The sequence below is a fragment of the Candidatus Stoquefichus sp. SB1 genome (assembly GCF_001244545.1).
Lineage (GTDB): Bacteria > Bacillota_I > Bacilli_A > Erysipelotrichales > Coprobacillaceae > Stoquefichus.
This window is the reverse complement of sequence record NZ_LN852696.1, coordinates 449,682-470,241: the sequence shown is the minus strand read 5'-3', so window position 1 is coordinate 470,241 and position 20,560 is coordinate 449,682. Positions and strand designations below refer to the sequence as shown.

Annotated in this window: 21 protein-coding genes and 1 tRNA gene; 8 read left to right on the top strand and 14 right to left on the bottom strand. The window is 31.9% G+C overall.

Annotated elements, in window-relative coordinates:
- Positions 1–107 precede the first annotated feature (107 nt).
- Positions 108–1,472 carry a C40 family peptidase gene (locus tag BN1865_RS14760; protein WP_232780411.1) on the top strand — a complete coding sequence of 455 codons (1,365 nt, stop codon included), beginning with the start codon at positions 108–110 and terminating at the stop codon, positions 1,470–1,472.
- A 480-nt stretch (positions 1,473–1,952) separates the two neighbouring features.
- Here BN1865_RS14760 and BN1865_RS14755 read toward each other — a convergent pair whose 3' ends face one another.
- On the bottom strand, positions 1,953–2,867 hold the full coding sequence (locus BN1865_RS14755; protein ID WP_050638024.1) for a DHH family phosphoesterase: 915 nt from the start codon (positions 2,865–2,867) through the stop codon (positions 1,953–1,955).
- Between the two features lie 274 nt (positions 2,868–3,141).
- Between BN1865_RS14755 and BN1865_RS14750 the strand changes: the two genes are divergently transcribed.
- Positions 3,142–3,633, top strand: a complete 492-nt coding sequence (locus BN1865_RS14750) for an MGMT family protein (protein ID WP_050638023.1) — start codon at positions 3,142–3,144, stop codon at positions 3,631–3,633.
- A gap of 52 nt (positions 3,634–3,685) precedes the next feature.
- Here the strand turns inward: BN1865_RS14750 and BN1865_RS14745 are convergent, their stop codons facing one another.
- The 5 genes from BN1865_RS14745 to BN1865_RS14720 form a co-directional block, all read right to left on the bottom strand.
- A complete protein-coding gene (locus BN1865_RS14745) occupies positions 3,686–4,516 on the bottom strand; it encodes a formamidopyrimidine-DNA glycosylase (RefSeq protein ID WP_050638022.1) in 831 nt (276 codons plus the stop codon).
- Positions 4,513–5,259 (bottom strand): AAA family ATPase, encoded by a 747-nt coding sequence (locus BN1865_RS14740; protein WP_050638021.1) that lies wholly within the window; start codon positions 5,257–5,259, stop codon positions 4,513–4,515. The genes BN1865_RS14745 and BN1865_RS14740 overlap by 4 nt, the downstream gene beginning before the upstream one ends.
- Positions 5,260–5,324: 65 nt before the next feature.
- The gene (locus BN1865_RS14735; protein ID WP_082190004.1) at positions 5,325–6,359 is read right to left on the bottom strand and encodes a helix-turn-helix domain-containing protein; all 1,035 of its coding nucleotides are present in this window, start codon (positions 6,357–6,359) and stop codon (positions 5,325–5,327) included.
- Between the two features lie 148 nt (positions 6,360–6,507).
- Entirely contained in the window at positions 6,508–6,987 is a 480-nt protein-coding gene (gene rlmH / locus BN1865_RS14725) for a 23S rRNA (pseudouridine(1915)-N(3))-methyltransferase RlmH (RefSeq protein WP_050638020.1), read from the bottom strand.
- Complete coding sequence (locus BN1865_RS14720; RefSeq protein ID WP_050638019.1) at positions 6,977–7,723, bottom strand: MBL fold metallo-hydrolase; 747 nt, start codon at positions 7,721–7,723, stop codon at positions 6,977–6,979. Before BN1865_RS14720 ends, rlmH begins: the two co-directional genes overlap by 11 nt.
- Before the next feature lie 126 nt (positions 7,724–7,849).
- Between BN1865_RS14720 and BN1865_RS14715 the strand changes: the two genes are divergently transcribed.
- From BN1865_RS14715 to BN1865_RS14695, 5 genes are all read left to right on the top strand, one after another.
- Positions 7,850–8,434, top strand: a complete 585-nt coding sequence (locus BN1865_RS14715) for a cytidylate kinase-like family protein (protein ID WP_050638018.1) — start codon at positions 7,850–7,852, stop codon at positions 8,432–8,434.
- The gene (locus BN1865_RS14710) at positions 8,434–9,774 is read left to right on the top strand and encodes an MATE family efflux transporter (RefSeq protein WP_050638017.1); all 1,341 of its coding nucleotides are present in this window, start codon (positions 8,434–8,436) and stop codon (positions 9,772–9,774) included. Before BN1865_RS14715 ends, BN1865_RS14710 begins: the two co-directional genes overlap by 1 nt.
- Positions 9,775–9,866: 92 nt before the next feature.
- A complete protein-coding gene (locus BN1865_RS14705; RefSeq protein WP_050638016.1) occupies positions 9,867–10,718 on the top strand; it encodes an AraC family transcriptional regulator in 852 nt (283 codons plus the stop codon).
- Positions 10,715–11,620 carry a DMT family transporter gene (locus tag BN1865_RS14700; protein ID WP_050638015.1) on the top strand — a complete coding sequence of 302 codons (906 nt, stop codon included), beginning with the start codon at positions 10,715–10,717 and terminating at the stop codon, positions 11,618–11,620. The genes BN1865_RS14705 and BN1865_RS14700 overlap by 4 nt, the downstream gene beginning before the upstream one ends.
- Positions 11,604–12,026 (top strand): DUF2000 domain-containing protein, encoded by a 423-nt coding sequence (locus BN1865_RS14695; RefSeq protein WP_050638014.1) that lies wholly within the window; start codon positions 11,604–11,606, stop codon positions 12,024–12,026. Before BN1865_RS14700 ends, BN1865_RS14695 begins: the two co-directional genes overlap by 17 nt.
- Positions 12,027–12,076: 50 nt before the next feature.
- On the opposite strand, the gene BN1865_RS14690 is transcribed toward BN1865_RS14695, so the two are convergent.
- The 8 genes from BN1865_RS14690 to BN1865_RS14655 form a co-directional block, all read right to left on the bottom strand.
- The gene (locus BN1865_RS14690; protein WP_050638013.1) at positions 12,077–12,460 is read right to left on the bottom strand and encodes a DUF956 family protein; all 384 of its coding nucleotides are present in this window, start codon (positions 12,458–12,460) and stop codon (positions 12,077–12,079) included.
- A gap of 34 nt (positions 12,461–12,494) precedes the next feature.
- Complete coding sequence (locus tag BN1865_RS14685; RefSeq protein WP_050638604.1) at positions 12,495–13,412, bottom strand: PTS system mannose/fructose/sorbose family transporter subunit IID; 918 nt, start codon at positions 13,410–13,412, stop codon at positions 12,495–12,497.
- A gap of 22 nt (positions 13,413–13,434) precedes the next feature.
- Complete coding sequence (locus tag BN1865_RS14680; RefSeq protein WP_050638012.1) at positions 13,435–14,247, bottom strand: PTS mannose/fructose/sorbose transporter subunit IIC; 813 nt, start codon at positions 14,245–14,247, stop codon at positions 13,435–13,437.
- 15 nt (positions 14,248–14,262) lie between these two features.
- Positions 14,263–15,252, bottom strand: coding sequence for a mannose/fructose/sorbose PTS transporter subunit IIA (locus BN1865_RS14675; protein WP_050638011.1), 990 nt, complete (start codon positions 15,250–15,252; stop codon positions 14,263–14,265).
- A gap of 190 nt (positions 15,253–15,442) precedes the next feature.
- Positions 15,443–16,288 (bottom strand): PRD domain-containing protein, encoded by an 846-nt coding sequence (locus BN1865_RS14670; RefSeq protein ID WP_050638010.1) that lies wholly within the window; start codon positions 16,286–16,288, stop codon positions 15,443–15,445.
- Between the two features lie 16 nt (positions 16,289–16,304).
- Positions 16,305–18,401, bottom strand: a complete 2,097-nt coding sequence (locus BN1865_RS14665; RefSeq protein ID WP_198527292.1) for a PTS sugar transporter subunit IIABC — start codon at positions 18,399–18,401, stop codon at positions 16,305–16,307.
- 167 nt (positions 18,402–18,568) lie between these two features.
- Positions 18,569–18,772, bottom strand: a complete 204-nt coding sequence (gene rpmE, locus BN1865_RS14660; RefSeq protein WP_050638009.1) for a 50S ribosomal protein L31 — start codon at positions 18,770–18,772, stop codon at positions 18,569–18,571.
- Positions 18,773–18,875: 103 nt separating this feature from the next.
- Entirely contained in the window at positions 18,876–20,138 is a 1,263-nt protein-coding gene (locus tag BN1865_RS14655) for a UDP-N-acetylglucosamine 1-carboxyvinyltransferase (protein ID WP_050638008.1), read from the bottom strand.
- Between the two features lie 319 nt (positions 20,139–20,457).
- On the opposite strand from BN1865_RS14655, the gene BN1865_RS14650 reads away from it, so the two are divergent.
- A tRNA-Glu gene (locus tag BN1865_RS14650) sits at positions 20,458–20,533 on the top strand.
- The last annotated feature ends 27 nt before the right edge of the window (positions 20,534–20,560 follow it).

Here is a 20,560-nt window from a genome sequence, read left to right as displayed (position 1 = left end):
TCTAAAAATCCGATACTATATTTCAAAAAAAGTATATTTTATTTGACACTTTTTGAAAATATACTACAATGAAAGGTGTAGACTCATATTTAAGGAGGGATGTCACCTTGTCTAAAAAAACAATACTCTTAAGTCTCATGACAGTATGTCTTAGTGTAGGTCTTGCTGCCTCTTTAACAACAGTTAATGCTGTTGATTTCGATGGTCAAGAAAATAAATACATTCAATTATGTTCTTCACCAAAATTAACATCAAGTCAGCAAAAAACATGTAAAGAATTTAATACATATCTTAATAATAAGAATAAAAAATTAACTACTGAAGCAAAAAACACTAAAAAAGATGCTGAAGAAACAAAAGATTCAATTGAAAATATTGCTCAACAAATTACAGCAATTGATACCAAAATATCTTCTGCTCAAAGTGAATTAACATATATTCAAAAAAGTATTGGTCAGTTAGAAACACAGATTTCTAATAAAAGTACACAATTAGAAGAACGTTTGTATAGTATGCAAACAACAATGAATTCAAATATTTTAACTTCATATATTTTTGGTGCAAATAGTTTTAGTGATTTCTTTAGTCGTATTATTAATTTTAGAGAAATAACGAATTATGATAACGAATTAATTGAACAATTAAATGACACTATGAAAGAAGTTCAAAAACAAGAATCAACACTTAAAATTCTCAAAACATCATTAGAAGAAGATAAATCAAAGCAAGCGAGCCTGCAAAAAACATATCAGGCAAAATTATTAGAACAAAATAAAACAATTGCTAATAATTCTTCTGAAGTTTCTAAAAACCAAGAATCAATGGAAAAGATTCAAGCCAATTTAGCAGCTTTACAAAAGGCTTCAAATGAATCAAAAGTTTCCAATGTCACTCAAGCTACTACTGATAAAAAACCAAAGCCAAAACCAAATACAAACAATAACAATTCTAACTCAAACAACAATACTTCAGGTAATAGTCAAACAACCAAACCTAATGAAGACAATACAAATCAATCTAACTCAAGTTCAAATGATAATACAAATGATTTAACATCAAATGAAGAATTAGGATTAAAAATTGCTAATAAAGCATTAACACGTCAAGGTTATATGTATGTTTGGGGTGGTGCCCATTCATGGAGTAGTATAAAAGATCCAAATTGGACACAATTTGATTGTTCTGGTTTAGTCAACTGGGCACATTATCAATGTGGTGTTGATTTAGGAAGAATTCACTATACAGGTTCATTAATCAGTGCTGGTAAAAGTGTATCAAAAAGCCAATTACAAGCTGGAGATATTATTCTTTTTAGTAGTAATGGTTCATCTAGTGGTGTTCACCATGTTGGTATCTATATAGGTGGAAATAAAATGGTTCATGCTCCAACAACTGGTCAACCTGTGCAGGTAGCTAATTTAAATACAAATTATTGGCAAAAGGAATGGTATACTTGCCGTCGCTTATATTAAAACAGACATATTTGAAGTGCATCCCATAATTTGGACAAACAAATTATGGAGGTGCATTTTATTATGTCTGTTTTTTCTATAAATAATTAACATAATGATCGCATCCACTTCCTCAAGGAATATCCTTTTTCATAAATGTAAGCATATGAGATACCTGTGTTTTTGTATAGATGCGTTCCTGATTCATCAGGTTTTCTTTTTGAATCACAAAAAAGTGATTACAAACAAGACGTGTACAGCCAAACGTTTTTTTAGAAGAACCTTCTGCATCACATTAGGATAGAGAGGAATCTGATATTCTCTTGTGAAATAGTTTACAGATAACTCATCTATCTCATTAAATTATGCAAAACAATGATATATACAATTTAAATGGAAAAACAAGGTTTCTGTGTCTGTAAGACGCAAAACGAATAGAAAGCATTTCATTCCCACTTTTCTTACATAATTATAAAAAACAGTCTATGAAACTGTCTTTAACTATTTGGCATGAATCAGTTCATTGAGCAATTGAGGTATTTTGACTTCCATATCCTCATCACTAAATTGACAAGTCCCGACCGCCTTATGACCTCCACCGCCATATTTAAGCATTAAACTGCCAACATTCACATTTGAAGTTCGATTCAATATACTGTATCCCACAGCAACTGAACAACCTTTTCCACCTTTTCCACTAACAATCCATGCAGAAATATTTTGTTTTGGATACATACTATAAATCATGAAACGATTACCTGTATAAATAGGATCAACTCCTCTTAAATCAGTAATAATGACATCTTTTTCAGTATGAGTATATTCAGTTATCATCTTTTTAAATTTTTCTGTCTGTTCAAAATAAACTTCTATTCTTTCTTGAACATCAGGAAGATTTAAAATTTCTTCAGTATTCATTGTTCGACATGCATCAATCAATTTTTCCATTAACTGATAATTAGAAATAGTAAAATTACGCCATCTTCCTAATCCAGTTCTAGGATCCATTAAAAAACCAATCAAAATCCAACCCTCAGGATTTTGAATTTCATCAATTGTCAATTGACCAGAATCAACCTTATCAACAGCATCCATCATTTCATCAAAATGAGCAAAACGATCATGCCCACCATAATAATCATAAATAATTCTAGCACAAGAAGGTGTCAAACGACTTTCCCCTTTATACTTTCCTGCTAATTGATTTCTTTCAAATTCACTTGAATGATGATCAAACCATAATCCACATCCTTCAACATAAGGAACATTAGCCAAACAGTCATTTTCTGTAACTTCTACTAATCCATCCTGCAAATCCTTAGGATGGGCAAATTTCCAACAATCAATGACTCCTGCTTCTTTCAATAATGCCCCACAAACCAAACCATCAAAATCTGAACGTGTTACTAATCTCATAATAATATTCGCTCCTTATTCTTAATTGTCCCAATTCTTTTTTAAAAAGATTATCTTTTTTTATTATAACATATTCCTCATTTAAATCATTCATTTTTCAATTCAATCATAAAAAAAGAAAAGAGAAACAATAAAAGAGGAAATATTCAACTTTTCACCAAAATTGAATACAATTTTAATAAAAAAATATTTGATAAAAAAGATAAAGTTTTGTAAACAGTCTCATTGCATATATAACATAATTGTACTATGCTTGAGGTAGGAGGTGGATAATATGGCTAATGAAAATGAAAAAGATTTTAATGCTATGTTACATAATAATAAGGATATGCCAAAATTTCAAATCATCACAGATCAAAAGAGTATTGAAAAATATGGTGGCAACAGGATGTATTTTGCTCCACCCATTGATTATGATAGAGTCATGAAACAAATTCCTAAAGGCAAAGTCATAACAGTTGGGGAAATACGTGAATATTTTGCGAAATTAAGTGGAGCAGATTTTACTGAACCAATTACTGCTGGTATTTTTGTATCTATTGCTGCATGGGCTAGTTATCAACGCACTGATGATGAAACACCTTATTGGAGAACTTTAAAGGCAAATGGAGAATTGAACCCTAAATATCCTGGAGGTATAGTTGCTCAAAAAGAAAAACTAGAAGCAGAAGGACATGTGATTATTCAAAAAGGTCGAAAGAATATTAAATATTATGTCAAAGATTATCAGGATGTTCTTTTTGAACTCAATGAAAATATGACTTAAATATGTATATATCAAAAGCAGTTCCCACTATCAAAAGAACTGCTTTTTACATTTATATATTTTCTTTTTGACAATGTGTGCAATAATAAATAGCACCACCTAAATAATTTGTTTTTTCTATAAGTGTTTGGCATCTTGGACAAGGTTGATGAAGTGTTTTTTTGCTCAATCTTGTTTGATATCCACCATAGTTACCAAAAATATTCTTTTCTGTATCTCGGCCACCTTTTTCAATCATTTCACATAAAACAGATTTTATTGTTTCAAAAAGACATAAACATTCTTTTTCAGTTAATGAATTCACTTTACGTTTAGGATGGATAAAGGCCTGCCACAAAATATCTTGCAACACACCATTCCCAATCCCTGGAAAACGTTGTTCAGTTGCTAAAAAGGCTTTTACACTTATAGTTGGTTTCACATTTTCTAATACACTCATAAAATAAGAATAGGTAAACTGATTTGAAATTGATGATATTTTCTCTAGACTTTTTAAGTAATATTCATTTTCATAATCTCCATGATGACAGATAATACTTCCATACATTGCAACTTGGAAGATTAAACTTGTTTGGTCTTCAAAAAATATAGCCAATTGATATTTTTGAGGAATATCATCACACGATGTAAGTAAAGTGATATTTACGCCATCATTCACACATAGATAAACGCCTTGATCACATTCTATTTCAACAAAGATACCAAATCCTCTTGCCCCATTTATAGTATGTCCTTCTAATTGAACAGGATAATGAGCGACATCTCCTTGAAACCAACAAAACTTATGTGGTGAGGTTGGCAATAAAACCTTAGTAATTTTCTTGCCTTTTAAATAGTGATCTAACTCTTTAGCGCGTGATAATGCTTCTGGTAATTCTATCATATGTTTTCTCCTTGGTTACCAAAAAGATGATGCTGCATTCCTTCTGGGTTATCTAATACTAATTTATAAGTTTGGTAAATATCAGTTTCTTTAAATTTAACTTTCTGAAAATAAGAATTCAAATCATAAATAATACCATCTTGATAAGATAATAAAATAGGTGAATGGGTACTTATAATAAACTGTGAACCTTCTTTAACCAAATCATCTATTAAGACTAACAATGCCAATTGGCGTGATGGTGACAAAGCTGCTTCTGGTTCATCTAAAATATAAAGCCCCTTTTTAGAAAAACGATTCATCATCAATTGCATAAATGATTCTCCATGTGAACATGCATGTAAACTTTTCCCACCATAACCATTATACATTCTTGAATCTTCATCTGCGATTTGATCTATCTCAGTTGCAACATTATAAAAACTTTCCGCTCTTAAAAAGAACTTTGTCTGTGGTTTATAGACTCCTTTAGAAATCTTTAAATACCGATAAAGTTGCGAATGAGTTTGAGCGGTATGAAAATAAAAATTTTCAGTACCTCCCTCAGCATTCAATCCCAATGCAACTGCCAGTGCTTCAATAAACGTACTTTTCCCAACTCCGTTTTCCCCTATAAAAAAAGAAACAGGCTTTTCAAAAATCAGAGAATCAAAATGCTGAATCAAATCAATATGAAAAGGATATTGATCATTCATATTATCATCTTTCACAAGCGTGACTTGTTTCACAAATAAATCATTCATAACTATCACCTATCCTATAAACTCATTATATCAAACAATAGAAAAAGGTTAATCATTTTATGAAATTATATTTTAGATTTCTTTTTTGTTTCTAATGAAATTCCACCTATTGTAAATGCAATTGCAAGACTTAATAAGACAATAAAAACTATGATTTTTATATTGCCATCTAAATAATAATCATTCCATACACTTAAATTTATGGGTGCTAAAACAAATGACTGATGATGAATAATCATCATCAATATGCTATTCACACAAAAACTAAAAATTCCTGAAATCAATAAACATATTGCTGTTTTCCACAAACTATTTATATGTAAATAACGAATAACCAACATCATTAACCATAATGGCAATACACATACCAGTGTAACTGGTAGACCTTTTGATATCATCACATCACCATAACCACTATAAGACATTGTTGTCATAACTAAAATACATAAGACAATTGTCATAATTGTAAAATAAATCACTGTTTTGTGCTGATAAAATGGGCTTGGTAGTGGCAAATCTCTAAGTAAAAATGGAAAAACAACAAAAGCAAATCCAAAGAATAGACATACTGCTGTTACGAAGAACCAATCTCCACCTGTATAAAGACAACTTGTCAACAATAGTAAATTCAATGAAATATAAAAACTCCCTAAAATAATCCACTGCTTATTTTCACCCTTAATTAGATTTGGTAATGATGTTATCGTAAATGCTACCATTTCCCCTGTCAATACAATAAAAAACCATGATAACTGTTGTTCAAGAATAATATTAACAATTAAACAAACAAATAATGAAACAGCATAACAAATATAGAAAAAAACTGAATATGTTTTCATAATCCCACGAAAATACCTAGCCTGTCGTTCTGTTTCTCTTTGCTTAAAATCTTCACTACATGTAATCAATTCATGTTCACTTACACCTAAAACTTCACATAATGATGATACTAATGATATATCTGGATAAGAAACACCTCTTTCCCATTTTGAAACAGCTGATTCTGTAACATATAATTGTTCAGCCAATTCTTTTTGTGTTAGATTTTTTTCTTTTCGCTTCTTCACAATAAATTTTCCAAATGTCGTTTTCTCTTCCATAATACTCCCCCTAACATCTTACTCCAGTTATATAGTTTATGATTATCTTTGTCAACAAAATAGCCAAAATATCAACTCGACTCTTAAGCCAGTCCTTATTTTATAAGGTTTTTCAAACAAAAAAATGAAGTATGACTATATACTCCATTTATTTATGATAAGTTTCATTTTTCATAATCTTAAATGCACGATAGACTTGCTCAATCAAAATAAGTCTCATTAATTGATGTGGGAAAGTCATTGGTGAAAAGCTTAATCTCATATTGGCACGAGATAAAACTTCTTCCCCATGTCCTAAAGATCCTCCAATTACAAAAACAATTGTACTTTTACCATCAATCATACATTTTTCAATATGTTTAGAAAAAGAAACAGAATCCATTTCTTTTCCACTCACATCTAATAAAATCATATAATCATCTTGCTTGACCTTATCTAGAATCTTTCGTCCTTCTTTCACCTTGACTAACGTTTCCTCTGCCAATGATGCTTTATCCGGAATTCTTTCATCAGCAACCTCAATAATTTCTATATCAGCATAAGCAGAAATTCTTTTTGAATACTCCTTAATTCCATCACTTAAATATTTTTCTTTCAACTTCCCAACAGTTATGAACTTAATTTTCATACTTTCCTCCTGACACAACATCAACTTGGCTTGCGACTTTAATATGATTAAATTTTATATTTTGTTCTTGAAAAATAAACTGATATGTTTCTAATGCTTTTTCAGGTGTATTGGCTTCTTGAGATAAATGCGCTAATACAATTTCTTTAGTATTTTCACCAATCATCTCACTCATTAATCTTGCACTATATTCATTATTAAGATGACCTACATCATTTAAAATACGATTTTTTAAAAACATAGGACGTTTTGTAGCCATTAACATTTCAATATCATGATTACTTTCTATAATATAGTAATTTAAATTATTCATATATTTTCGATTCTTTTGTGATACATATCCAGTATCTGTCATATAAAGCAAAGTCTCATTTGTTGAAATGACAAATCCAATAGGATCACTTGCATCATGCGATGTTTTTAAAGTCAATACATCAAATTTCCCAAACTGTCTATGTTGATAAGGAATAAGCGTATGATATTCATCAATACTTTCAACATTTTTTTTGGCTGTATACAACTTATCTTGATCAAATATATGAATATTCTTGTTATGATCATAATGATCATGTGTTAAAAAAACATAAGTAATATCTTCCTCTTTAAATCCTAAATTTTGAAGTTTAAATAATAACTGTTTACGTGTAATACCACAGTCTATTAAGATGCCACAGCCATCTTCGTAAACAAACGTTGCATTACCTTTTGATCCACTTGCTAAAACATGAAATTCCATTGCTTTTCTCCTTTGTTCTTCTATTATACAAATTTGTCTAAATAAAAACAATAATTTTATCTTGTGAAAATAATGTCATCATTTTTTGATTTATGTTAGAATAGAATTGTAAAGGGGGAATGTTTTATGCCTAGAATTATGACGATTGCCAGAGAATATGGATCTGGAGGACGTTTAATCGCTCAAAGAGTTGCTGAGAAATTAGGACTCGTTTATTATGATAATGAAGTTATTGATATTGCTGCTAAGGAACTTGGAATAGATGTAGATACAATACGTAAGGCATCTGAAGAAAAAACATCAAGTTTTATGTATACAATGTCATCTTCAGCTTTTACTTTACCATTAAACGATCAAGTCTTTGCAATGCAATCAAAGATTATTCGTCATTTAGCCCAACATGATTCTTGTATTATTGTCAATGGATGTGCAGATTATATTTTAGAAGATTATGATGATGTCTTCACAATTTTTGTTCACGCACCTTTAGAATCACGAATCAGACGTGTTCGAGAAGACTATAAAGAAGAACAAGATGATTTTAAAAAGTATGTTATGAAAAAAGATAAAAGAAGAAGTAATTATTACAATTACTATACAACAAAAAAATGGGGTCAATTAAAGAATTTTGATTTAACAATCAATAGTGATTTAGGAATTGAAAAAGTTGCTGATATTATTGTTGAGTTGTTTCAACAGGGAGATAAGTAATGGCGCAAGAAAATAAAATGGGCACTATGCCCGTTAACAAACTTCTTATATCCATGTCATTACCAATGATTATCTCAATGTTAGTACAGGCAATGTACAACGTTGTTGATAGTATCTTTGTTGCACAAATTAGTGAGAATGCATTAACTGCCGTCTCTTTGGCCTTTCCACTGCAAAATCTAATGATTGCTTTTGCAGGTGGAACTGCAGTCGGCGTTAATGCATTATTATCGAGAAGCTTAGGTGAAAAAAATCAAGATCATGTCAATCATACAGCAACCAATTCAGTCTTTATTTTTCTCGTGACTGCTTTGATTTTTATGATTGGTGGACTGACTCTTTCTCATCTCTTCTTCACTGTCCAGACAAGTAACACTGAAATTGTAACGGCTGGTACACAGTATTCTATGATTGTCGTAGGATGTTCAATTGGTTTGTTTAGTCAATTCTTATTTGAAAGACTTTTACAGGCGACTGGAAGAACAGTTCATACAATGATTACTCAAGGACTTGGTGCAATCATCAATATTATATTAGATCCTATTTTTATTTTCGGGTTATTTGGAATGCCTAAAATGGGTGTTGCAGGAGCCGCTATTGCAACTGTTACAGGTCAGATTATCGCCTGTCTATTAGCCCTTTTCTTTAATTTAAAGTTTAATCATGATATTCAGTTCCAATGGAAATCATTTAAACCCAATTTCCAGATTATTAAACAAATCTATTCTGTTGGTATTCCATCAATTATTATGCAATCCATTGGAAGTGTGATGACATTTGGAATGAACACAATCTTGATTGGATTTTCGACAACTGCAACAGCTGTCTTTGGGGTTTACTTCAAACTACAAAGTTTTGTCTTTATGCCAGTCTTTGGATTAAATAATGGTATGATTCCAATTATTGCTTATAACTTAGGAGCAAAACAAAGTAAACGTATGTTTGATACAATAAAACTCGCTATGATTTATGCAACAGGTATGATGCTCATTGGAGTGATCTTATTTGAATCTATTCCGCAAGTCTTACTCAGTTTCTTTAATGCTTCTGAAGCTATGATACAAATTGGAACACCAGCATTAAGAATTATTGCAATTCATTTTATTTTTGCTGGCTACTCGATTGTTTGTAGTGCAGTTTTTCAAGCCGTTGGAAAAGGTACATATAGTTTATTAACTTCATTAATCAGACAATTATTTGTCTTATTACCTTGTGCATATCTTTTATCATTAACAGGAAATATCAATCTAATTTGGTTGTGTTTCCCAATTGCTGAAGTCTCTTCAGCAATCACATCAACAATCCTGTTTAGAAAAATCAAAGCACATTTAAGCTTTTAATCTCTCTTTTGAGAGATTTTTTACATTGTGTCACATCATACAAGAAAACAATCAAAAATCATGATAAAATAACAAACAAGGAGGAAATAACAATGTCACAAATACAAGAACAACGTCATGTCTATTATGATCGTGACTTAGCTATCGAAGCTTATAACCTCAGTGGAATTGTCCAAAAGTTTCCCAATCATTTCCATGAATATTATGTGATTGGTTTTGTTGAAGGTGGCAAACGCCATCTTTGTTGCAAAGGTCAAAATTATGAAGTCACGGCTGGTGATTTACTTATTTTTAATCCTCATGATAATCACTTTTGTGCCCCTGTAAATGGTGAAATATTAGATTATCGTGCTGTTAATATCAATCCAGATATTATGCTAAAAGCGGTTGAAGAAATAACTGGTCATGCCTATATGCCTCATTTTACTCAAAATGTTATTTATCAAAGTGATATGACCCAATCAATTGGTGATTTATATGATGCAATTGTCCATCATGCCCCTAAATTAGAAAAAGAAGAAGCCTTTTTCTTTCTGATTGAACTTCTTTTACAAGAATATGCAACAGACTTTGATATGAATGATATTGAACCTAATGATCAAATCAAAAATATATGTACTTATATTGATGAACATTTTGCCGAAAATATAACGCTTGATGATTTATTAACAATGACTCATTTTGGAAAATCTTATTTATTGCGTTCTTTTACAAAACAAATTGGATTATCACCTTATCGTTATTTACAAACTGTACGTCTTGATAAAGCAAAGAAATTCTTGGAACAAGGGATATTACCGATTGATGTTGCTTATATGACTGGATTTACTGATCAAAGTCATTTCACACACTTTTTTAAGGAATTTATAGGTTTAACGCCTAAGCAATATCAAAAGATTTTTATTCATGAAGAGCCTATCCAAGAAAAAGGAATCAAACTATGAAAAATAAGATAACCTTAGGACATTTCGCAGCTTTTATAACCATTTTTATTTGGGGAACAACTTTTATTTCAACAAAAGTTCTTCTCAATGTTTTAACTCCTATTGAAATTCTTTTTATTCGTTTTTTGATTGGATATATTGTTCTATGGTGTATTTATCCTCATCAACTCAAAATAACTCACAAAATAGAAGAATTTTATTTTATAGCTGCGGGATTATGTGGGATTACACTCTATTATCTGTTTGAAAATATTGCTTTAACTTATACACTTGCCTCTAATGTTGGCGTGATTATTTCTATTGCACCTTTTTTCATAGTTATCTTTGCATGTCTTTTCTTGCATGAAAAAAAGCCTGGTATCCGTTTTTTTATTGGCTTTATCATTGCGATGATAGGTATCTATCTGATTAGTTTTAGCGATTCACAGTTACAATTCAATCCTTTAGGAGATTGCTTAGCCATTATCGCTGCTATAATCTGGGCAGCTTATTCTACTCTTACAAAGAAACTGGCAAGTTTTCATCATCATATTATCCAAACAACAAGACGTACATTCTTTTATGGCTTATTATTTATGTTGCCACTTACATTCCTAATGGGATTTGATGTAAATATCTCGCAAGTCATGATGCCAGTCAACTTTTTAAACTTATTGTTTTTAGGGGTAGGTGCTTCAGCACTTTGTTTTGTGACTTGGAATTTAGCAGTCAGAATTTTAGGATCAGTGAAAACAAGTGTTTATATTTATATTGTTCCAGTCATAACTGCTGTTACATCAACTTTAATATTACATGAAAAAATGACAACGATGACTATTTTAGGTATCATTTTCACATTGACTGGTTTATTCTTATCAGAAAATAGAGAAAAGGAGAAAATAACGAATGAATATACAAAATGAAAAATGTGTCATGGTTTTAAATGAAGAACTGCCTTTGGGAATTCTTGCTAATACGGCGGGGATTATGGGAATTACCCTTGGTAAATATATTCCTGAAACAGTTGGAGTCACAGTGCTTGATAAAAGTCAGCATCCTCATCTTGGTATTATCACAACACCAGTCCCTATTTTAAAAACAACACAGGACAAAATAAAACAAATCAGACAGCAGCTTTATCTTCCTGATTTTAAAGAATTAATTGTTGTTGATTTCTCTGATGTGGCTCAAAGCTGTAATGTCTATGATGAATATATAGAAAAAGCAAGTCAGACTTTAGAAGATGATTTTACCTATTTTGGAATTGCCATTTATGGCAACAAGAAACTGGTCAATAAACTAACAGGAAGTCTTCCGCTTCTTCGCTAAATACAAAAAACTGCTAACAGATGACAATCATTTGTTAACAGTTTTCTTTTTTATATTTTATGTTTTCGCATAAATATGTTTTTGATTCCTCTTTGAATAACCTGAAAGAAACTCAGCGAGCGGACTAAACGTTCAGATTCTATATAATGATTAACCGAGCGTAACAACGCTTTATTATTCCGTGTTGAAAATGTAAATCGACCGTTATTTTTTGTTACGATTGCAAAACGGGGAATCCATTTTCCTTTAAACATGACAGAGGCCATAATATAGTCAACTTCTTCCCACGGAATCTGGATATAATCTCGCATATTTTTCTCATTATAAAATTCAAATGCTTTATCTCCTACAATGACTTTACCATAACTCGCAATGCCAAGATATGAGGTTGCTTCAATTGTGAAATCAACTTTTGTATTTAATGATTGTACCATATATGTCCTCCATCAATTTAACCAAACTTTTTTATTACATAATACCAACAAGACGTGCCAGCACACCAACAATAAATAATGCAACAATAATCACAATTGGTGAAACTTTTTTCTTCAATAACCAGCAGCATAATAAAGTTAATAATAATGCTGCTAAACCAGGAATCAATTGATCTAAGTTTTGTTGTAATGTTGTAACTTTCTCAACATTTAATCCATTCGCTCCTAAAGTTGCAAATTGTTCCAATGCTGATTTAATACCATCTGCTCCTGCTTGAATTTTACTCCAATCAATAAACGCACCATCAGATTGTACAACACGAGAAACAACTGGTGTAAATGAAATACTTACCCAACGTTGAACCAATGCACCAATAATGAACATCCCAAGAATTGACGCACCTTGAGTGATTTTTCCTAATAAACCACCAGATAAATCCTGCGCAATAGATGTTCCTACTTTATAACCAAATTCTTGTGTATACCAGATAAAGGCCATACGAATAATATTCCATGCAAAGAAGAATAACAATGGACCAACAATACTTCCACTCAATGCGAGAGAAGCACCTAATGCTCCTAAAATTGGTCTTAATGTAAACCAGAAAACTGGATCTCCGACACCAGCTAAAGGTCCCATCATCCCAACCTTAACACCTTGAATTGCCTGGTCATTAATTTCAGCTCCATTTGCACGTTCTTCTTCTAATGCTAATGTAACCCCCATGACTGGTGCAGATACATAAGGATGTGTATTGTAAAATTCCAAATGTCTTTTTAAAGCTGCAACTTGCTCTTCTTTTTGAGGATATAATTTTTTGATAGCTGGGATAATTGAATAACACCAACCACCATTTTGCATACGTTCATAGTTCCAAGATCCTTGAAGGAACTGATGACGCCAAGCAACTGCTAAACGATCTTTTTTTGATAATGCGATTTTTTCTGCCATTTTTTTCTCTCCTCCTTCAAGATTAATAATCATTTAAGATATCGCCTAATGGATCTCCAGTTCCACCAGAGCCACCATGACCATCACTATTTTCTTTTAATCCTAAGTAAATTAGTGCTAAAGCAACACCAATAACTCCTAATGCAATTAATGTCAATTGACCAATAGCTGCTAAAACAAACCCAATTGCAAAGAAAGGCCAAGTTTCTTTAGAAGACATCATATTGATAACCATAGCATAACCAACGGCAGCAACCATTCCACCACCTACGGCCATACCACCTGATAACCATGGTGGCATTTGATTTAATGCACTGGTTACAACTGTTGCTGGAACAATACACAATGCTGCTGCAGGAATAGCAATTCTTACCCCCTGTAAGATAATCGCTAAAATTTGCCACATTTCAATTGCACGGAAATTTCCTTTTTCTGCTGCTCCATCCATAAAATGAACCATTGGAATTGCAATTGTACGACAAATCATTGTTAAGAATAAACCAGCTACTGATAAAGGGATAGCTACTGCAATTGAAGTTGTAATCGCTGTTGAAGAATCAACACTTCCATCTTGTAATCCCAAAACCATAATAATAGCTGAAGCGACTGAAGCAAGTGCTGCATCAGGTGCAACTGCTGCTCCAACATTTGCCCAACCAAGTGCAATCATTTGTAAAGAACCACCTAAAATAATTCCTTCACTTAAGTGTCCTGTTACCAAACCAATTAAAGTACATGCAACTAACGGTTGATGGAATTGAAATTCATCTAAAACGCCTTCCATTCCCGCTAGTAAGGCAATGATAACAATTAAAATTATTGTAATAATAGACATTTCATTATCCTCCTATTAAGATTTTTTTAATTCATCTTTTGCTTTTTTCAAAAGATGATCCATATTTTCTTTTGAATCTGCTGGTACTTTACGAACATCAAAAGTCACTCCAAGTTCTTTTAATTTTTCTAAAGTTTCAACATCATCTTTTCCCATCGCAATCGCTTTATTCACGACCACTTTTCCAAGTGAATGAGCCATTGAACCAATATTCAATTCCTGAATATCAACGCCACCAACAATTGCACGCAGGGCATCTTGAGGTGTTTCAAATAATAACATGGCTTTGGTATTGCCAAAACGTGGATCCTTAGCCACTTCAATCATTTTTGAAACTGGCACAACATTGGCCTTTACACCTGGTGGCGCTGCCTGTTCAATCATTTGTTTACGTAAATTATCTTTTGCAACTGAATCAGAAACAACGATAATACGATTAGGTTGTGTAGTTTTTGTCCAAGTTGTTGCAACTTGACCATGCAACAAACGTGTATCCACACGGGCTAAGACATACTTAATATGTCCATCTCCTAAGACAGTTCCTTCTGGAATTGCACCTTGTGGTGTATTTGTTTGTACAGCTTTTTCAACCGTTTTTTGTGGTTCCAATGTTTCAGGACGTGTTTTGACACCTTCTCTTGCCACTTCACAAATATGTGTTGCCACTTCATGTGCAGTTTCCATACTCATGCGAGATGCATAAGCTTCAATCAGCATTGGTAAGTTTAAACCTGTCACAATTGCCCACTTATCTTCATGACCATTGATTAAGCCATTTGCCTGATTAAACGGTGTTCCACCCCACAAATCAACCAAGAAAAGAACTTCATCTTGATTATCGAATGACGCAATTGCTGCTTCCATTTTTGCTTTTAAGTCATCTGGACCTTCGCTTGGTTCTAAAGTAACAGCCATAACATTAGGCTGTTCACCAAAAATCATTGTTCCTGATTGCAAGATACCATTTGCAAATTCACCATGACTCGCAAGAATCATTCCTACCATTAAAATTTTCCTCCCTTTCTTTTGACATTTAATAATGCAAAAAAGGCAGACAACGCTATTTTAAAAGGAGATAAAAATATACTTAAAAAGTATAACACTCTCTTCTAAAATAGTTATTGCCTGCCTAACAGTTACACACTATTAAATATTCATTTTTCCAAAAAGATATTACCATTATTTGTAAAATGTGTCAAGCGTTGTTTTGATTATCCATTGTAATCGATAAGATTCTTTCTAAATGTAATGCCAAATAACCAATCTCAGTTTCTGGTAATTTCTTATTTAAAACTTTTGATAATGACTCACACATATGACGAGCCTGTTCATAGGCAAAAGGGAATTTATCTTTCGTAAATTCACTAATATCCATTTGTAATTTTTCATTCGTATTTAAACGTAAAATTAAGAACTTGATATGATTCATTAATCGGACATAAGAAATAGATTGAACATTAATCACAATATGTAAATCTTTTTGTAATTGTAAAATTCCTTCATGTATGACACGTGTTGCTTCCATTGATTCAGCAACTTTATTGGAAGAAATCGCTGAATGAATATGCAATGTAATAAAACCAATCTCATCATCATTAATATCTTTATTAACATATTTTTGAATAACATCTTTACCCTGACTTGCGACTTCATATTCATCTGGAAAAAGCAAACGGATATCATTGGTAAATGGATTAGAAGGCATAATATTTTCATCCATACGTTTGATTGCATAGTAAATATGATCAGCGAGTGGTAATAAAATATCATGACTGACTTTTTCAAATTTTAATTCTGCTAATTTAATGATTTCAGCAGCAATTTCTAAATAAACAGGTTCAATATAATTAATAATATCATGAACATTATTTTTGGTTTGATAACTTTTTTGCATTAAATATTTTTTAGCTTGACTTGGGATTTCAAAATGCTCTCCTGTCTTCTTACCAAAACCTATGCCTTTATACATGATAATGACTTCTTCTGTATCTTTATGAGCAAGAATTGTGTTATTATTGAGTACTTTTACAACCTCATACATAAAATCCCCCCATTCTTTAACTCTCTATCTTTAAGACTGTCTGTCCTCTTTTTTTATCCCCATATATTTTTTCTAATGATGCATTTTCATCCATCTTTGTAATTACCATAAGAATATTTTCATCAGTTGCATTTTCTTTGATATATTCAAGATCTACGTTCCAAAGTAAATCACCTTTTTGAACTCTTTGATTAAGTTGTACCAAAAGTTCAAAGCCAACCCCATTTAAATTAACAGTATTTGTGCCAAAATGCAATAATAATTCTACACCATTGTCTAATTTTAATCCAATCGCATGCTTTGTTGGATAAATCATAGTGATCGTTCCTTCCGCCGGTGAAACAACAAGACCGTTGTAAGGCTTAATCATAATACCATCACCTAATAACTTATGTGAAAAGATTTGATCAACAGCATTTTCGATAGGTAAGACTTCACCATCAACGACATTCCCAAGTTCAAGCGTCGTCTCATGATACAAAGTGACAACTTCTTGGTAATCATCATAAGCTTCAGGTACAGTTAACAAATATTCATCTAGTTTACTTTTGATAGAAGAAGCCTTAGGTCCATAAATAATCTGAATGCCACCACCCTGAATCATAATCGCAGCAGCTCCAGCCTGTTTTAAAAGCCCTTCATTAATGAGTTCTTTATCAATGAGAGTTGCTCTTAAACGAGTAATACAACAATCCAAATCACTAAAATTATGACGTCCACCTAACCCCTTGACTATCATTTGCGATTGTTGATCAATAGTTGATTTATCAAATGAATAATCAAACTGACTTTTTTTCAATATCGTTAATTTATTGTTGTCATCACGTCCTGGTGTTTTTAAATCAAATTTTTTAATCAGTATTTGAAAACTAAAATAATATAAACAAAAATAAATAATCCCAAATAAAATCACCCATATCCAATTTGTTTTTTCATTTCCCTGAAGTACTCCAAAGACAATAAAATCAATAAAACTTGCTGAAAATGTAAATCCAATAGCTATTTTAAAAATATGTGCAATCACAAAAGCTGTTCCAGCTAAAAAAACATGAACACCAAATAATAATGGGGCAACAAATATAAAAGTAAATTCAATTGGTTCTGTAATTCCTGTTAAAATACTTGTTAAAGCGGCTGATAAGAAGAGACTCCCAATGACTTTTTGTGATTCTTTTTTTGCTGTTTTATACATTGCCAAAGCAGCCCCTGGTAAGCCAAACATCATAAAAATAAATTCACCCGAAAAATAACGTGTCGCTTCACTGCTAAAATGACGAACAGTTGGATCAGATAATTGGGCAAAAAAGATATTCTGTGCCCCACTGACAACAACACCATTCACAACCATTGTTCCACCTATGGCCGTTTGATAAAAAGGCATATAAAAGACATGATGAAGTCCAAAAGGAACCAATGCTCTTTTAATAATTCCATATATAAATGTACCAAAATAACCAGAATCCACAATAAACTTCCCTAATCCAAAAATCATATTTTGAATAAATGGCCAAATAAAGAACATCAAAATACCAACAAACAAATAAACAATAGTAGAAATAATGGGAATAAAACGTTCACCTTCAAAAAAAGAGAGAATATCAGGAAATTGAACTTGATAAAAATGATTGTGCAAAAAACTAACACCTAACCCAACAATAATACCTCCAAAGACACCCATTTCAAGGGAAAGAATTCCACATACTGATGTAATTGTTCCATCTAAGACCTTATCAGCAACAACCTGATTATCAAGAATACTGCCATTTAATATAAGCATCCCATTAATGGTTGCATGCATCACAAAGAAAGCAATAACTGCGGATAAAACAGCGACCTCTTTAGATTTTTTAGTCATTCCTAATGCGACTGATGCTGCAAAAATAAGAGGTAAATTATCAAATACTATATTTCCAACCTGCATTAAAAGCGTTAAAAACTGATAAAGGAAAGTCCCCTGATGAAGAATAACTTCTAAATGCAAAGATGCAATTGTCGCTTCATTTGTCAAAGAACTCCCAATTCCTAAAAATAACCCAGCAATTGGTAAAACAGCAATCGGCAGCATAAAACTTCGACCAATTCTTTGTAAAACACTAAAAATGTTTCTTTTCATTTGTATCTTTCATTCCCCTCTATTTCTATCTTCTGATATCATAAACATGTATTATTTTAAGGAAAGGATCTCAAAATGTCTATAATAATCACTAATATTTTCCAATTTATATATATCTGCGTTAATAAAACGCAAAAAGAAAAGAGCAGTTATCTGCTCTTAGGTTCTTATTTAAGTCCGTATTTTTTGTTGAATTTATCTACACGACCATCTGCACTAGCAAATCTTTGTTTTCCAGTATAGAATGGATGGCAATTAGAACAAGTATCAACACGAATTTCGTCTAATACTGATCCTGATTCAAATTCAGCTCCACAAGAAGTACAAACGACTTTTACTTTTTTATAATCTGGATGAATTCCTTTTTTCATTTTCTCTTCTCCTTCCGCCTTGAAATATCTGCTACTTCAAAGTAAGTTGCTCAATTATAATAGCATTTCTTATCCATAAATACAACACTTTTTTTATATTTCTTTAATCTTCTATTTCATATCGTGTAATGTGTGCCCCAAGTGTAATCAGCTTATGATCAATATTATCATAACCACGGTCAATATGATAAACATTTGTAATTTCTGTTTTCCCTTCAGCAATTAATCCTGCAATGACTAAAGCTGCACCACATCTTAAATCAGTTGCTTCAACACGTGCACCATGCAATGGCGTTTGACCATGAATCGTACTTTGTGCTTCACCTACTTCAATATGAGCACCCATCTTATTAAGTTCTCCACAATGTTTAAAACGCTCTACATAAATTGTTTCTTTAACATGTGATTCACCTTGGGCTTGTGTTAATAAGGTTGTTAATGGTTGTTGTAAATCAGTTGCAAATCCAGGATATATCTGTGTTTTAATATCCACTGATTTTAACTCATCATGTCCATAAACAACAATATTATCACCAACAACTTCCATCTTAATTCCCATTTCCTTCAATTTAGAAATCAACGCTTCTAAATGCTGAGGAATAACATTTTGAACAATCACTTTTTCGCCAGCTGCTGCTGCAATAATCAAGAATGTTCCTGCTTCAATACGATCAGGAATAATTTCATGAAATGTTCCACCTAAATAATCAACACCTTCTATCGTAATTGTATCCGTTCCAACACCTCTAATTTTAGCCCCCATTTTTGTTAAAAGATTGGCTACATCAATAATTTCAGGTTCCTTAGCCGCATTTTCAATCACAGTTTTTCCTTTTGCACGTACAGCCGCTAACATAATATTAATAGTAGCTCCAACAGATGCAAAATCCAAATAAATAGAAGTTCCAATCAACTCATCAGCTTCCAATAAATAAGTATCTTCAACACAACTAATTTTTGCTCCTAATGCTTCAAAACCTTTAAAATGCAAATCAATTGGTCGTGGTCCCAAATAACATCCACCAGGCATTTTAATTTTCACACGTTTATACTTTCCTAATAATGCTCCCATAAAATAATAAGAAGCTCTTAATTTATTAACTGCATCACTAATAAGTGGAATATCCTCCATATGTGTAGGATCAATTCTAATCCTTTCACCATCTACTTCCACTTCACATTTTAATTCTTTCAATAATATTGCCAATGCCTCTACATCTGAAATTTCTGGAACCCCCAAAATTTCTACAGGTCCATCTGATAAAACTGCAGCTGGTATCAACGCTACAGTTGCATTTTTTGCTCCACTGATTCTTACAGAACCATTTAATTTATATCCACCTTCAATTGCAATCACTTCTGACATTAATCTCTTTCCTTTCTCACATATAATATATAAAAATGTATAAAACTTTATACACATTGTTCTCGCTCATCATGATTATACACGCGTCTTTATAAAATATCAAAAGAATTTAAAAAAACTTCTCATTTCCATTAAAAACATGTTTTTCAAACCAAAATATGAACATAAATATACATATTTTTACATAATTCAATTATATCACCTTGTATTATTCAGTACAAGCAATACAATCATCATAAATCATTTTTAAACCTTCTAAAACATAAAAATAAAAAAAAGACTCTTTACACATTTTCTCAAAGTGATATACTAATACTATGGTCCGTTGGTGAAGTGGTGAACACACTAGGTTCTCATCCTAGCATTCAGGGGTTCGAACCCCCTACGGACTACCAAATAATTTATGAAGAGGCTGTAACAAT